At 40.0% G+C, this 14,001-nt stretch carries 15 protein-coding genes and 1 pseudogene; 11 read left to right on the plus strand and 5 right to left on the minus strand.

All coding sequences use genetic code 11. From position 1 onward, the window contains the following. The 6 genes from tadA (at position 1) to F907_RS08175 (ending at position 4,343) form a co-directional block, all read left to right on the plus strand. Positions 1-510, plus strand: coding sequence for a tRNA adenosine(34) deaminase TadA (tadA, locus tag F907_RS08200; RefSeq protein WP_005275081.1), 510 nt, complete (start codon positions 1-3; stop codon positions 508-510). Positions 511-576: 66 nt separating this feature from the next. Then, complete coding sequence (locus tag F907_RS08195) at positions 577-1,017, plus strand: SRPBCC family protein (RefSeq protein WP_016652316.1); 441 nt, start codon at positions 577-579, stop codon at positions 1,015-1,017. Positions 1,018-1,026: 9 nt separating this feature from the next. Further along, positions 1,027-1,707 carry a (d)CMP kinase gene (cmk, locus tag F907_RS08190; RefSeq protein WP_016652317.1) on the plus strand — a complete coding sequence of 227 codons (681 nt, stop codon included), beginning with the start codon at positions 1,027-1,029 and terminating at the stop codon, positions 1,705-1,707. A gap of 114 nt (positions 1,708-1,821) precedes the next feature. Then, positions 1,822-3,504 carry a 30S ribosomal protein S1 gene (rpsA, locus tag F907_RS08185; RefSeq protein ID WP_005241870.1) on the plus strand — a complete coding sequence of 561 codons (1,683 nt, stop codon included), beginning with the start codon at positions 1,822-1,824 and terminating at the stop codon, positions 3,502-3,504. Between the two features lie 157 nt (positions 3,505-3,661). Continuing rightward, the gene (locus F907_RS08180; RefSeq protein ID WP_004653854.1) at positions 3,662-3,964 is read left to right on the plus strand and encodes an integration host factor subunit beta; all 303 of its coding nucleotides are present in this window, start codon (positions 3,662-3,664) and stop codon (positions 3,962-3,964) included. 13 nt (positions 3,965-3,977) lie between these two features. After that, complete coding sequence (locus F907_RS08175) at positions 3,978-4,343, plus strand: lipopolysaccharide assembly protein LapA domain-containing protein (RefSeq protein ID WP_005153427.1); 366 nt, start codon at positions 3,978-3,980, stop codon at positions 4,341-4,343. Positions 4,344-4,433: 90 nt separating this feature from the next. On the opposite strand, the gene F907_RS08170 is transcribed toward F907_RS08175, so the two are convergent. Both F907_RS08170 and F907_RS08165 read right to left on the minus strand, forming a co-directional pair. After that, a complete protein-coding gene (locus F907_RS08170) occupies positions 4,434-4,760 on the minus strand; it encodes an AzlD domain-containing protein (protein ID WP_005275085.1) in 327 nt (108 codons plus the stop codon). Beyond that, the gene (locus F907_RS08165; protein WP_016652318.1) at positions 4,757-5,413 is read right to left on the minus strand and encodes an AzlC family ABC transporter permease; all 657 of its coding nucleotides are present in this window, start codon (positions 5,411-5,413) and stop codon (positions 4,757-4,759) included. Before F907_RS08165 ends, F907_RS08170 begins: the two co-directional genes overlap by 4 nt. Before the next feature lie 89 nt (positions 5,414-5,502). On the opposite strand from F907_RS08165, the gene F907_RS08160 reads away from it, so the two are divergent. Next, complete coding sequence (locus tag F907_RS08160) at positions 5,503-6,051, plus strand: helix-turn-helix domain-containing protein (RefSeq protein ID WP_005275092.1); 549 nt, start codon at positions 5,503-5,505, stop codon at positions 6,049-6,051. A gap of 112 nt (positions 6,052-6,163) precedes the next feature. Beyond that, on the plus strand, positions 6,164-6,844 hold the full coding sequence (gene pyrF, locus F907_RS08155; protein ID WP_016652319.1) for an orotidine-5'-phosphate decarboxylase: 681 nt from the start codon (positions 6,164-6,166) through the stop codon (positions 6,842-6,844). A gap of 16 nt (positions 6,845-6,860) precedes the next feature. Here the strand turns inward: pyrF and F907_RS08150 are convergent, their stop codons facing one another. Then, entirely contained in the window at positions 6,861-7,778 is a 918-nt protein-coding gene (locus F907_RS08150) for a LysO family transporter (protein WP_016652320.1), read from the minus strand. Positions 7,779-7,950: 172 nt separating this feature from the next. Between F907_RS08150 and F907_RS08145 the strand changes: the two genes are divergently transcribed. Beyond that, positions 7,951-8,520: a TetR/AcrR family transcriptional regulator gene (locus F907_RS08145; protein ID WP_005275101.1), complete on the plus strand. Its 570-nt coding sequence runs from the start codon at positions 7,951-7,953 to the stop codon at positions 8,518-8,520. A 34-nt stretch (positions 8,521-8,554) separates the two neighbouring features. Here the strand turns inward: F907_RS08145 and F907_RS0118040 are convergent. After that, a pseudogene (locus F907_RS0118040) lies at positions 8,555-9,779 on the minus strand (multidrug effflux MFS transporter). A gap of 233 nt (positions 9,780-10,012) precedes the next feature. After that, complete coding sequence (locus F907_RS08140) at positions 10,013-11,527, minus strand: flavin-containing monooxygenase (protein WP_016652323.1); 1,515 nt, start codon at positions 11,525-11,527, stop codon at positions 10,013-10,015. 155 nt (positions 11,528-11,682) lie between these two features. On the opposite strand from F907_RS08140, the gene F907_RS08135 reads away from it, so the two are divergent. Together F907_RS08135 and zapE are read left to right on the plus strand one after the other, a co-directional pair. After that, on the plus strand, positions 11,683-12,702 hold the full coding sequence (locus tag F907_RS08135; protein WP_016652324.1) for an AraC family transcriptional regulator: 1,020 nt from the start codon (positions 11,683-11,685) through the stop codon (positions 12,700-12,702). Positions 12,703-12,820: 118 nt separating this feature from the next. Further along, a complete protein-coding gene (gene zapE / locus F907_RS08130) occupies positions 12,821-13,966 on the plus strand; it encodes a cell division protein ZapE (protein ID WP_016652325.1) in 1,146 nt (381 codons plus the stop codon). Positions 13,967-14,001: the final 35 nt, after the last annotated feature.

Genomic DNA, 14,001 nt, shown 5'->3' on the forward strand with positions numbered 1-14,001 from the left:
ATGAGTTCTGAAAATTGTAATGATGAATACTGGATGCAGCTTGCCTATGAGCAGGCTGCATTGGCCGCAGCTCAAGGTGAAATTCCTGTAGGGGCAATTTTAGTGAGCAATGGACGGGTGATTGGGGCGGGATATAATGCACCGATTACACTTTCTGATCCAACCGCGCATGCTGAAATTCAAGCACTGCGTTCAGCCTGTCAGGCATTGAACAACTATCGTTTGCCAGACGATACTACGCTTTATGTCACCCTTGAACCTTGTACAATGTGTGTTGGGGCATTAGTGCATGCACGTGTACAGCGAGTGGTATTTGCCACAACAGAACCGAAAGCAGGTTCATTAGTCAGTGCAAGAGCATTACTCGATAGTGGCTATTACAATCACAAATTTGCCTTTGAGCAGGGTTGTCTACAAGCACAATGTTCGCAACAGTTGAGTGATTTTTTTAAGCAACGGCGTGATGAAAAGAAGAGAATTCGGTTGTCAAAAACGTCCCTAAATGATTAAAAATGTCTCTTATAGTATGGCAAACTAAGCCTCCCAAGATGTTGGGTCATATAAAAAGGCGATGTTATGCGTAATGCAATTACTGTAAAAAAAGAATTTAATGCACCGATCTCTGAAGTTTTCGACTTGCTGTCAAAACATGCCACTTATAATAAGGCATTTGCACCTTTGCAGGTTGTCCGTGTGAAGGACTCAGCTGACCCAAAACGTCCTGATGGTGTTGGCTCGATTCGCCGCATGGGATTTGGTCCAATCAAACCATTACAGGAAGAAATTACCTTATTGGAAGAAAATAAACGGATTGAATATAAGCTAATTAATAACCCGTTGGTGAAGCATCATCTGGGGCAAATTGAGTTTAAAGAAATCACACCTTTTATCACTTTAGTAATATATAAGATTGAATTTACGGCAAAAGCACCGTTGGTGAGTAAATTAGTTCTTGCACAACTGAAAGCAGCCATTACACTAGGCTTTTCAAAATTAGCCAAATCAGTTGCTTTATAAGAGATGGGAATGACAGTTCATATTATTACGATTGATGGTCCAAGCGGTTCAGGTAAAGGTACGTTGGCCGCTAAAATTGCAGCACATTACCAGTTTAATTTATTGGATTCGGGTGCGTTATATCGTTTACTTGGACTGTCATTGTTCCAACGGGGTTTGCTTGACCAAATTGATGCGAATTTAGATCAATGCGTTGAATATGCAACGAATTTAGATATTGAATTTAAAACGACTGAGGCTGCGACACTGGTCTTGCTTGAGGGTGTGGATGTGACCAATACCATTCGCACTGAACAGGTTGGAGAGTATGCCTCTAAAGTTGCAACTGTCCCTGCATTAAGAAAAGCATTATTTGCACGTCAGCGTGCATTTATTCAAGCACCTGGACTGGTTGCTGATGGCAGAGACATGGCAACATCGATCTTTCCAGAAGCTCAAGCGAAAATTTACTTAACCGCATCGGCGGAGTCTCGTGCAGAGAGACGCGTAAAACAGTTGCAGGGTATGGGGCTTGATGCTAAAATAAGCGACATTTTATCTAACATACAGGCTAGAGATAAAAGAGATATGGAGCGCACAGTTGCTCCGCTCAAGCCCGCTGAGGATGCGTATATCATTGATAGTTCTACAATAGGCATCAATGAAGTGTTTCAGTTGATGGTTGACTATATCAATAGCCGTATAAAATAGATACACAATTTTTTATCAGTTGAAGCATTGCTTGATCAGATTTTTTGGACAATGTAACAACTTAACTAAACCGGCCTTGTCTGATCCAAGACCGCGGACTTTATCAGGTATATCATGACCGAATCTTTTGCAGCCCTCTTTGAAGAAAGTGAATTAAACCTCAACGTTGAAAAGGGTGCAGTCATCCAAGGTACTGTTGTTAGTATCGATTCTGACTGGGTTACTGTTGACACTGGCCTTAAATCTGAAGGTGTTGTTGACCGTGCTGAATTTTTAAATGAACAACGTGAACTTGAAGTTCAAGTTGGCGATACTGTTGACGTAGTTGTTGAAGCGCTTGACAACGGTATGGGTCAAACAGTTTTATCACGTGAAAAAGCGAAACGTGCTGAAACTTGGACTAAACTTGAGAAAATCTTTGAAGACGGCGAAATCGTTACTGGTGTTATCTCTGGTAAGGTTAAAGGCGGTTTCACTGTTGACATCGGTCCTGTACGTGCATTCTTACCAGGTTCTTTAGTTGACACTCGTCCTATCCGTGACACAACTCACCTTGAAGGTAAAGAGTTAGAGTTCAAAGTAATCAAGCTTGATGCTAAACGTAACAACGTTGTTGTATCTCGTCGTGCAGTTATGGAAGCTGAATCTTCAGCTGACCGTGAAGCATTACTTGCTCAACTTGAAGAAGGTCAAACAGTTACTGGTACAATCAAGAACCTTACTGATTACGGCGCGTTCGTTGATCTTGGCGGTATTGATGGTCTTCTACATATCACAGATATGGCCTGGAAACGTATCAAGCACCCTTCAGAAGTTGTTGAAGTTGGTCAAGAAGTTACAGTTAAAGTACTTAAATTTGACCGCGAGCGTAACCGCGTATCTTTAGGCCTTAAGCAATTAGGCGAAGATCCATGGTTAGCGATCATGAGCCGTTACCCTAAAGGTTCTATCGTTAAAGCACGTGTAACTAACTTAACTGACTACGGTTGCTTCGCTGAAATCGCTGAAGGCGTTGAAGGCTTAGTACACGTTTCAGAAATGGACCACACGAACAAAAACATCCACCCATCTAAAGTTGTTCAGATCGGTGATGAAGTTGATGTTATGGTTCTTGAAGTTGACGAAGAACGTCGTCGTATTTCATTGGGTATCAAACAAACTCGTGCTAACCCATGGGAAGAGTTTGCTAAAGCAAATGAAAAAGGCGAAAAAGTTTCTGGTACGATCAAGTCAATCACTGACTTCGGTATCTTCATCGGTTTATCTGGTGGTATCGACGGTTTAGTACACTTGTCTGATATTTCTTGGAACGAACAAGGCGAAGAAGCGATTCGTCGTTACAAGAAAGGCGACACAGTTGAAGCAGTTATCTTATCTGTTGACGCTGAAGGCAACCGTATCAGCCTTGGTATCAAGCAATTAAACAGCGACCCATTCAATGACTTCTTAGCTGCGAATGAACGCGGTGCTATGGTTAAAGGTACTGTAACTGCTGTTGATGCTAAAGGTGCTACAGTTAAATTAGCTGATGACATCGAAGCAACACTTAAAGCTTCTGAAATCAACCGTGACCGCGTTGAAGATGCGACTAAATTCTTAGAAGTTGGTCAAGAAGTTGAAGCGAAAATCATCAACGTTGATCGCAAATCTCGCTCTATCAACTTGTCTATCAAAGCGAAAGACGAAGCTGAAGAGAAAGAAGCTGTGAACAATGCTCGCCAAGCTGCTGCGACTCAAGCTGCAGAAAGCAATGGTCCTAAGACTATTGGTGACTTAATTAAAGCTCAAATGAAGTAATTTGTTAAAAAGTACGTTTCTTGTAACTGAGACGTACTTTTTTATACAAAAATACTGTAAACGGTAGCGTAGTAATCATGTACTGCGCTACCGTTTTGTATTTAAACAGGTTATTATTAAAAACATTGGAAAGTAGCAATAATTAAAGAGGTCATCAATGACTACTGAAGCACTTAATAAATCTGATTTAATTGAACGGATTGCACTTAAAAACCCACACTTGGCTGAGCCTTTAGTTGAAGACGCAGTTAAGATTATGATCGATCAAATGATTGAAGCACTTTCGAGTGGTGATCGTATTGAGATCCGTGGTTTTGGTAGTTTTGCATTACATCACCGTGAGCCGCGTTTAGGTCGTAACCCTAAAACAGGTAAATCAGTTGATGTTGCTGCAAAAGCAGTTCCACATTTTAAACCTGGTAAGGCACTTCGTGACGCAGTAAACGAATCTGCTGAATAAAATTGAGGTGTTTATGCGTTATGTATTAATTGCATTACTCGTTGCCATTTTTGGTTATTCACTCGCTTTGGTTCTTCAGAACCCAGCTGAGTTACAAGTAGATTTACTATTTACTCAAGTTCCTGCAATGCGTTTAGGTCTGTTGCTTTTATTGACTTTAGCATTGGGGATTGTGGTTGGTTTATTATTAGGTGTACAAGTTTTTCGTGTTTTCCAAACCAGTTGGGAAATTAAACGACTTCGTAAAGATATTGACCATCTTCGTAAAGAACAGATTCAGCTTGCACAACAGGCTGCCGCAGAAGCTGCTGCAAGTGTACGGCATGAAAAAACAGTGTTGGATATCAATCCTGAGAGTCAAACACGTACTCCACTGTAATTGAGAATATTTTTAGTGATCAATCCTTGAAGATTTGATCACTGGATAGGAAATAGCCCTTTATTTTGATTAAAGGGCTATTTTTTTGCTTTATGGAAGACCGAGATATCTCAAGACTGCGGTAATTAGCATCGCGACAAGGATGACTACGATCAGTGAGTATTTCTTCCATGCAAAAATAACGGCAACAGTAACCCCGATGATTTTACTGATACCACTAAAATGCGTTTCAGTAAAAATGGTATTAAAAACGGCTAAGGTAAATAGGAGTACGCAAGCAGAGTCAGCAAGAAGTTGCTTGTGCTGTTCTTTGAACGACATGCGATTGGCTAAATAAAAGCCTGAATAACGAATTAAATAGGTGCCAAGTGCAAGTATGACAATGCCAACAAAGATATAAGCTTCACTATATTTCATTTTGATTTACCTTTTAGCAATAAACCGAACATGGAAACTAAAACAGGTAAACCTGTAGGAAGCAACGGAATAGAAGCTAAAGACAATGTTGTGCCAAGAAACACGCGATTCCGTGTGGTTCTATTTCTCAGCATAGGCAAAATCAGGGCAAATAGAATGGCAGGAAAGGCAGCATCAATGCCGAATATATAAATATCTGGAATATTCTTACTCAGGATGTAGCCAATAAACACGCCGATTGGCCAAAGAATACAAATGCCCAATCCACACATCCAATACGCTTTTCTCTTACTCTCATCTTCTTGTTGGCTCAATCCAAACATCACACTTTCATCATTCATGATATGGCAAGCAATAAAACGAGATGCATTTTTTTCGATAAAGCTAGCAACAGATAAGCCAAATGGGAGATGGCGTAGATTGATTAATATTCCAGTCAATGCCGCAAAAATAGGATTCGCACCAGTCGCAATCATACCAACGAAGGTAAATTCAGCTGCACCTCCCAATACCGTTAAAGAGAGCATCATTGGAATCCAAATCGGTATATTGAAGCTTGCGGCAACGGAACCGAGTGAAATACCAACAATGCCTGTGGCAATTGAAATGAGGCTGATGGCTTTGATGAGATTATACCGCTCTTTATCTTGCATCTTTATTTTCTATATCAAACGAACGTACGATATAATAGATTAAATTTATATCGTTCGTCAAAACGAACATTCGTTTTTTATGGTGAAATATGGCATTGCCAATAGAAATTGTTGCGAAAGGTCTACAAAGAGAAAGGCAAAAAGCGGGACTATCCTTAGCTGAAGTTGCACGTCGAGCCGGGATTGCAAAATCAACCTTGTCACAATTGGAAGCTGCGCAAGGTAATCCGAGTCTGGAAACCCTATGGGCGTTGTGTGTGGCATTGGATATCCCATTTGCGAAATTAATGGAGTCAAATATTACGCAAACTCAAGTGATCCGTTTTGGGGAAGGACCATCGGTGAGCTCTGAAATCGCTCACTATCAGGCAATCTTGTTGGCCAATTGTCCAACAGGGGCGAGACGTGATGTGTACATGTTAACCACTCAGCCGGGTGAGCCACGTTGTAGTCAGCCGCATTCGATTGGTAGTATCGAGCATATTATTATCATGAAGGGGCAAGCAAAGGTTGGCTTAATTTCAGAGCCTGTATTGCTGAATGAAGGGGACTATATTTGTTATCCTGCGGATCAGGCGCATATCTTTGAAGCACTGCAAGCAGATACGCGGGCAATTTTGATTTCAGAACAAAGATAGGTATATTTTAACTTAATGAGAAAGCTTTTTTTCAATATGAGAACTTTCTTGCTTTGTTCATGCTCTGAATCACTTTATAATTAGCCGATTTTTATGTGATGGAACTAGATTCGTGAGTATTATTGTTGCGCTAGACGCAAAAAGCCAATATGACGCCTTAACAATCGTAGATCAGCTTGATCCGTCACTTTGTCGTGTCAAAGTAGGCAAAGAGCTTTTTACTCATGAAGGCCCATCGATTGTTAAAAACTTACAAGACAAAGGTTTTGAAATTTTTCTTGATTTAAAATTTCATGATATTCCAAATACCACCGCTCAGGCTGTATGTGCAGCAGCAGATCTTGGGGTATGGATGGTGAATGTGCATGCATCTGGCGGCCGTAAAATGATGGAAACCTGTGTCGAACGTCTTAAAGCGGGCAATTATCAAACACAGTTGATTGCGGTTACTGTTTTAACTTCTATGGGACGTGAAGATTTACGGGATATCGGATTAGATATCGAGCCTGTTGAACAGGTAAAGCGTTTGGCGAAACTTACTCAGGAGAGTGGCTTGGATGGTGTGGTCTGTTCAGCACAAGAAGCTAAAATTTTACGTGATCTGTTAGGACAGGAGTTTGCCTTAGTTACTCCGGGGATTCGCCCTGAAGGCTCAAATGCAGATGATCAAAAACGTATTGTGACACCAAAACAAGCTATGCTGGATGGTTCAACCCATTTGGTGATTGGTCGTCCAATTACCAAGGCGGACAACCCAACTGCGATGCTTAAGTCAATTCTGGCTTCAATCTAATTGGGTTGGACTTAGTTTAGAATTTTAGATTTAAAAACAAGCTGATTAAGAGTGGTGCGAGAAGAGATAAAATCAAGCCACTCATCATGGCATGTGGTACGTAATGTGTGCCACATGATTGTTTCACCATGGCAAGGGTGACATCCATCGAGGTTGCACCAGCACTTGAAATTGCAGAGCGTGGAAAGCGCCAACCCAGACAATACATCAATAAAATTGCAAAAATTTCTCTAAACAAGTCGGTTAAGAGTGCAATGCCACCAAGTTTGGCGGAATGCAATTCAGTAAATAAAATCCCCGACATGGAATACCAACCATAGCCTTGAGCTAAAGCCATGACTTCATTAAAGTTATAATTTTTAGATAAAAGAATATAGTTCAGAATTGAGGCTAAACCAGAGCCGATGAATGCAGCTACGGGAACCATTAGGATTTTCCAGCTTAACCAGCTACGATCAAATTGAGTAAACGCCAGTTCAACACCAATCAAGAAAATAAAGATCAGTAATAAGTACCAGCTGTTAAATGCTATTTGAATGCCCGAAATCTTGATCAATACGCCAAATAGAATACCGACCCCTAAAGCTAAAAAGGCTTTGGCAATATTTTTGAGTGCATTTAGAAAAAGATGTGATGAAATTTTGCCTTGAATGCTTTGCCGATCTATTAGTTTGTAGGTGAGAAGACAAATGAAAAAAGAACCAATTGAAGTGGTAAATGCAATCAAAAGCGCTGGCGGTAAAATGGTTGCAGGGTTTTGGATATGATTTAAGGCCTGAGTCAGTTCGAATGCGACACTGACCAATAAAATATAAGAAAAATAAGGCAGGATTTTGAATACAAATTGTTTAAGTGTCTGAGATAGGTGCGGTGCAACAAAATAGCCTAAGCTAAGGCAGATAAAAATTTGGAAGATTAAAACAAGAGAGGTCATACAATCAGCGTGTTTAGAGTGCTGATTTATTATGCAGGGAAATCTGATACTTGAATAGATTTATATACCATTTGATAGAGAATGTTTAGTGATTAATTAAGTCTACGATATCTATCTATGAATATCTAAAGAGGTGAAATATAATTTTGTCGATATGAGAGGAAAGTGATTCGTGACAGCCGTTAGAATTCAAAAAATTGCATTGGAGCGTTTTGCAAAACAAGGCTTTGCAGCAACATCTTTAAACGAAATTGCGACTGACGTCGGGATTAAAAAACCTTCAATTTATGCGCATTTCAAAAACAAGGACGAGTTATATCTAAGTTTGATTCCAATCATGATTGATGAAGAATTAGGATATGCCAAAAATGTTTTGCAGGGAGGAGAAAAGATCCAGCAGCAGTTATATGTTTATTTTAGCAGTATTGAACAACGCTTTAATGAATCCTATGCTGTGCAATTTTGGATGAATGCTTTAATCAGTCCACCTGTACATTTATATGACCAAGTCATTGAACCGATGCATGATTTTATGAATGAACTGGAACAGCTATTTTTATACGCGATTCAGCAGTCGGTATTGAAAGAAAATAAGCACCAATTGGAGAGTGTGGCCTTGGCTCGTGTATGTATGAGTTTTGTGGACGCCTTACAAAGTGAATTGATCTATGGTGGTCGAGAGAAGTTTAGACTCAGACTTGATGCGATCTTAAAAGCTTTGAATATTCTGATCAGCAGCTAATTTTATTGAGCCACTGATCAAAAGTTATTGACCACTATTCTGCTTCTATAGTAGAGAAAGTTTGTCCTTGTCTAAGTGCTGCATACACACATAAGCCGAGTGCAATCGCTCCACAAATAAACAAACTGGTAGGGAGTAGGCTGATATTGATTTCAAACAAGCTCACGATAAAGCCAATCAGCGAAGTAAAGGCATATTGGAGTAGACCCATCAATGATGAAGCTGCACCTGTTAAGTGCTGAGGACTTTGTTGCATGGTCAATGCGGTTACATTGCCAAAAATAAAACCTGTAGACCAGATACTTAGTCCTAACAGTGCAACATACTGCCATAAGCTTAAGGTAGATAAAGAAACGCTGAGAAGTAAAATTAAACTGGCACCGCTAAATATACACATGCCCAGTATCAGTAATTGTTGTGCAGACCAACGCTTTAATAACATGATCGAGACTTGCCCAAGAATAATTAATCCGATGGCATTGGCTGCAAATAAAGTGCTAAAACCTTCATTATGAATATGATAATGCTGAATAAAAATAAATGGGGATTGGCTTAAATAAACAAAAAAGCCGCCCAAGATAGAACCACCCGCTAGCGTGTAGGCCATAAATCTTTGATTGAGAGCAAGTGTTTGATAGCTTGTTCTAATTGCTGCGAATTGGAGTGACTGACGATATTGAGGTTTTAAGGTTTCTGGAATGGCTTGAGTGCCCCATAACCAAAGCAGAGCTCCAAGTGCGGCCAAGGTGTAGAAAATCAAATGCCAAGAACCAATGCAGGATCAGGCTGCCAAACAATGGTGCAATGATGGGAACAATCATCATCACCTGCATCAGAATAGAAAAATTTTTGGCACTGGTTTTGGCATCACAGACATCAGAAATAATTGCTCTTGGAACAACCAAACCGGCAGAGGCACCGATTGCTTGTAAAAACCGGGCTGCCAGCAACCATTCAATACTGGGTGCAATGGCAGCCAATAATGAGCCCAAGATAAATATTGAGATTCCAATCAATAAGGGATTGCGTCGGCCAAAGCGATCTAATAAAGGGCCATAAATACCTTGTCCAATTGCTAATCCAACTAGAAAAACCGATAAGGTGAGTTGTACATGTCCCGGTGTGGTTGCAAAACTTTCTGCAAGTGCAGGAAAAGCCGGCAAATAAATATCAATTGCAAGTGCATCTAAGGCGGTAAATAAGGAAAGTAGGAGTAATAAAGACCAACTGATCTTGGAAATCGGGGGAGTCGTGTTCATATTTGGTTAACTCTTGCGGAAAAGCAAACAGATTTATTTTAACTACCTAACGGTAGGTAGTTAAAATCTTAACATGAATTTCTCGTTTTAACTTACCTAGAATTAATTTTTTTTGATGCGCAAGTCGAAAGTGACTTGAAGAGCGGGTAGGATTAAAGATAAGCAGTTATTCTTTATTCAAAAAAAAAACACCCTCTTGAATCTTCAAGAGGGTGTTTAAATAACAAATCTCACTAAGCGGCGCTAGATTTTGAGTTCACTGCCGTGCGAATAAAATTGTAATCGGCGACATTGACTTTACGAGTCTCTAACCAATATCGCCATGTGTAGGTTGGCCATAACGAGAAGTTTTTACCGTCAGCAGCTTGATACCAACTGCTACAGCCACCCGCTTGCCATACCGTTCCTTTAAGCTGATCTTGTACACGCTGATTGAACTGATCTTGAACTTCATGCTTGATTTCAATCGCTTGAGTCCCTGTTTGATCTACAGTTTGAATTAACTGGAGAATATAGTTGACCTGAGACTCGATCATGAAAATCACTGAGTTATGCCCAAGAATGGTATTTGGCCCCAGTAACTGGAATAGATTCGGAAAGTTTTTGGTACTGATCCCATAGTAACTTTCAGCGCCATCTTTCCATGCTTGCTTGAGTTCAATGCCGTTACGGCCAACACAATCGAAATGTTTTAGATATATACGAGGATCAGTAATAAAACCTGTACCATAAATTAGACAGTCAATTTGACGTTCTTTGCCATCTTTGGTGATGATACTATTCGCGGTGATTTCTTGAATAGCATCAGTCACTAATTCAACGTTTTTACGATTGAAAGTCGGGAAGTATTTATTTGAAATCAAAATACGTTTACAACCCATGACAAAATCTGGTGTTAGTTTTTTTGCGAGTTCTTTATCTTTCACTTGGAAACGGATAAAGGCTTCAGCCAGTTTCTGACCGTACTTCATGATTTGCGGCTGTACGATAGGAACGACACGAGATTCATTGGTCCAATACAGGCGGGTACGGTGAATCTGACGGTAGATATTTGATGCTTTGAATAATGATTTGCTCAGTTGGGAGTATTTACGTTCATCACGAGGAATCACCCATGCTGCGGTGCGTTGCAATACATATAGCTGCTTCACCTCTGGCGCAATTTCAGGAATATATTGAATCGCACTGCCGCCAGTTCCAATTGATGCAACAGATTTTCCTGCTAGGTTGTAGTTATGGTCCCACTGTGATGAATGGAATACTTTACCTTGGAATTTTTCAATACCTCTAATATGTGGAACTTGTGGCACATGCAGTGGACCTGAGGCAAAAATAACAAATTGTGCTTCTAGTGTTGGCTGATCTTTGAAAGTCAAAGTCCACAGATTGCGACTTTCATCAAATTCAGCATGGGTGACCTCATGTTCAAATTTGCAATAGTCCTTTAATTTGTATTGTTCTGTGATGTCTTGGATATAAGTAAAGATTTCATCTGCTTCAGCATAACGCTTAGACCAGTCTGTTTTTGGGGCAAATGAAAGTGAGTACATATGTGATTGAACATCACATGCTGCGCCGGGATATTGGTTATCACGCCATGTACCACCCACATCATTGGTCTTTTCTAAGATCACAAAATCATGGATTTGACTTTGTAACAGGCGAATAGCCATTGCCAAGCCACCAAAACCTGCACCAATAATGGCAACTTTTGTTTTTTGAATCGCATTTGGGTTTACATCACGCATAGTTTATGTCCTACACCGCTAAGTTTTGAGCAAGTTTAACGGTTTTGGCGAGATTAAATATGATTGTATCGACGTAAAACTTGATCATTTCGGCAATTCATTTGCTGAGGCTTTTATAGTAAAACATTAAAGTTTTGAGAATTGCATTCGGACTTATGAAGAGATCTATCCTCGGGTTGATGTATTTGATTCAAGGCATGCGTCATGTCGGCATTGATGTGGACGCACGTTTAGCAAATATGGGGATACAAGCCGATGCCTTAGATCCAAGCTCAATTATTCCAGACGAAATCGAGTGGGATATTTTGCAGCATATTAGTCAGGACATTTCACCAGAACAAGGTCTATTCATTGGGCAGCATTATGCATTGGCTGGCTATGGACCGTTCCTGATGCTACTGGTGACCAGTGATACCCTACATCGTGCCTTACTCAATGGTGTTCAATATCAGCAGTTAACCCATCTATTTGGGAGCTTGCAGTTAAAGATTGAAAATGAGTTGATCTATTTGTTCTATCAACCTATTGATCTCAGTATGCATTTAGGCCAATTAAGGGCACAGTGTGAAATTTCAGGCACTTATAAATTTTTACAAGACATCTTTAAAATGATGGGGCTGGATATACCCAAAATTCAGATTGAACTGCCATTTCAGCGTCCTAAAGATCTAGGGTTGCTTGCTGCTTATCAAGATTATTATGGTCAAGATGTCAAATTTGGATGTGCACAAGCCGCTTTTATTTTGGAAAATACACAAATTCTAAATACAAAAATTCCATCTGCCGATATTTTGACGTATCGCATTTATGAAGAAAAATGCCTACAGGATATTCAACATTTAGAGAAAAGTGCGGCGCTCAAATTAACGATTGTTGAATATGTGCAGGATTATCTGGAAATGCAAAATGGGGTCATACCCACGATGGCAGAAACTGCTTGTGCCCTGAGTATTCCAGAACGTACCTTAAGACATCAATTGCAGCAAATGCAGACCAGCTATAAGGAAATTCGTGAACGGCTGATTAAACAGAAGGCGATTAAGTTCATAGAAAATAGTTCCTATTCGATTGAACAAGTCGCCGAAATGTTGGGTTATTCTGAGCCAGCGGCCTTCAATCATGCTTTTAAAAGATGGTTTGGATTGAGTCCGAGACAATATAATCGAAATCATTAAATGATTAAAAATGGTACATTTTGATGTTTAAACTCTATGATAATTAAGCCTAAAATCTAATGCCATTGAACAGAATGTTCGATATAATTTTCATCAATTAAAATTGCAATAACACCTTATGTCAAATTCTAAACCAGACTCACATAGCACTGCATATATCCCAACGTCACCTGCTGAGCGTTATGCTCAAGCACTTGAGTCAGGGCAATTCATGCCAGATGAGGCTCAAGCACAAGCAGTGCAAGAGTTGGATCGAGTATGGAAAGAGTTACTTACTCGCTATAAAGCATCGAAGAAAGCGTTTCGACGTTTCCGTCGTCAAACCTATCCAAAAGGTGTATATATGTGGGGTGGTGTAGGTCGGGGCAAAACATGGTTGATGGATCAGTTTTATGAATCTGTTCCATTTCGCCGTAAGATGCGGATGCACTTCCATCACTTTATGCAACATGTTCATAAAGAGTTGAATAAACTTTCGGGTCAACGTAATCCACTAGATTTGGTTGCAGATCAGATTTATAAAGACGCTGTTGTAATTTGCTTTGACGAATTTTTCGTATCAAATGTAACGGATGCCATGATTTTAAGTGATCTGTTCCAAAAGCTCTTTGAGCGTGGTATCACTTTGGTTGCAACATCGAATATTGCACCAGATGGTTTATATAAAAACGGAATTCATCGTGATCGTTTCCTGCCGACGATTGAGTTGGTCAAGAAGAACTGTATGGTTTTAAATGTTGATGCAGGCGTAGATTATCGTTTACGTGTCTTGAAACAGGCGCAATTATTTAAATATCCCTTAACAGATGATGCCCAAGCGTGGTTGGCTGGGCGTTTTAAAGCACTGACCCAAACACAGACGCAATCCAATTCACCAATCATGATTAACAATCGTGTGGTGGAAACTTTAGGTCATACAGAAGATGTGTTGTGGTGTGAATTTTCAGAGTTATGCTTCAAGCCACGTAGCCCAGCAGACTTTATTGAAATTGCCAACATTTATAATACTGTGCTAGTGAGTCATGTTCCGCATTTGACCGACTTCCTGTCGGAAGGAACTCGCCGCTTTATTTACTTGGTCGATGAATTTTATGACCGAGGCGTAAAACTGATTTTAACCTCTGAAGACTCAATCATTGATCTTTATGAAGGTGAAAAATTAGCATTTGAAATTGAACGGACACGTTCACGTTTACTGGAAATGCAATCCGATGATTATTTGCATTCGGAGCATCGACAGATTCAAGTGGCTCAAACTTCATAAATGAAAGGCATTCTTCGGAATGCCTTTTTTTATAA

Origin of the sequence: Acinetobacter colistiniresistens, assembly GCF_000413935.1 — a bacterium.
Taxonomy (GTDB): domain Bacteria; phylum Pseudomonadota; class Gammaproteobacteria; order Pseudomonadales; family Moraxellaceae; genus Acinetobacter; species Acinetobacter colistiniresistens.

Excerpts from the sequence above, each read along its gene's own strand:
- tadA (WP_005275081.1), top strand. The coding sequence starts at position 1 with ATGAGTTCTGAAAATTGTAATGATGAATACTGGATGCAGCTTGCCTAT.
- F907_RS08195 (WP_016652316.1), top strand. The coding sequence starts at position 577 with ATGCGTAATGCAATTACTGTAAAAAAAGAATTTAATGCACCGATCTCT.
- cmk (WP_016652317.1), top strand. The coding sequence starts at position 1,027 with ATGACAGTTCATATTATTACGATTGATGGTCCAAGCGGTTCAGGTAAA.
- rpsA (WP_005241870.1), top strand. The coding sequence starts at position 1,822 with ATGACCGAATCTTTTGCAGCCCTCTTTGAAGAAAGTGAATTAAACCTC.
- F907_RS08180 (WP_004653854.1), top strand. The coding sequence starts at position 3,662 with ATGACTACTGAAGCACTTAATAAATCTGATTTAATTGAACGGATTGCA.
- F907_RS08175 (WP_005153427.1), top strand. The coding sequence starts at position 3,978 with ATGCGTTATGTATTAATTGCATTACTCGTTGCCATTTTTGGTTATTCA.
- F907_RS08170 (WP_005275085.1), bottom strand. The coding sequence starts at position 4,760 with ATGAAATATAGTGAAGCTTATATCTTTGTTGGCATTGTCATACTTGCA.
- F907_RS08165 (WP_016652318.1), bottom strand. The coding sequence starts at position 5,413 with ATGCAAGATAAAGAGCGGTATAATCTCATCAAAGCCATCAGCCTCATT.
- F907_RS08160 (WP_005275092.1), top strand. The coding sequence starts at position 5,503 with ATGGCATTGCCAATAGAAATTGTTGCGAAAGGTCTACAAAGAGAAAGG.
- F907_RS08150 (WP_016652320.1), bottom strand. The coding sequence starts at position 7,778 with ATGACCTCTCTTGTTTTAATCTTCCAAATTTTTATCTGCCTTAGCTTA.
- F907_RS08140 (WP_016652323.1), bottom strand. The coding sequence starts at position 11,527 with ATGCGTGATGTAAACCCAAATGCGATTCAAAAAACAAAAGTTGCCATT.
- F907_RS08135 (WP_016652324.1), top strand. The coding sequence starts at position 11,683 with ATGAAGAGATCTATCCTCGGGTTGATGTATTTGATTCAAGGCATGCGT.
- zapE (WP_016652325.1), top strand. The coding sequence starts at position 12,821 with ATGTCAAATTCTAAACCAGACTCACATAGCACTGCATATATCCCAACG.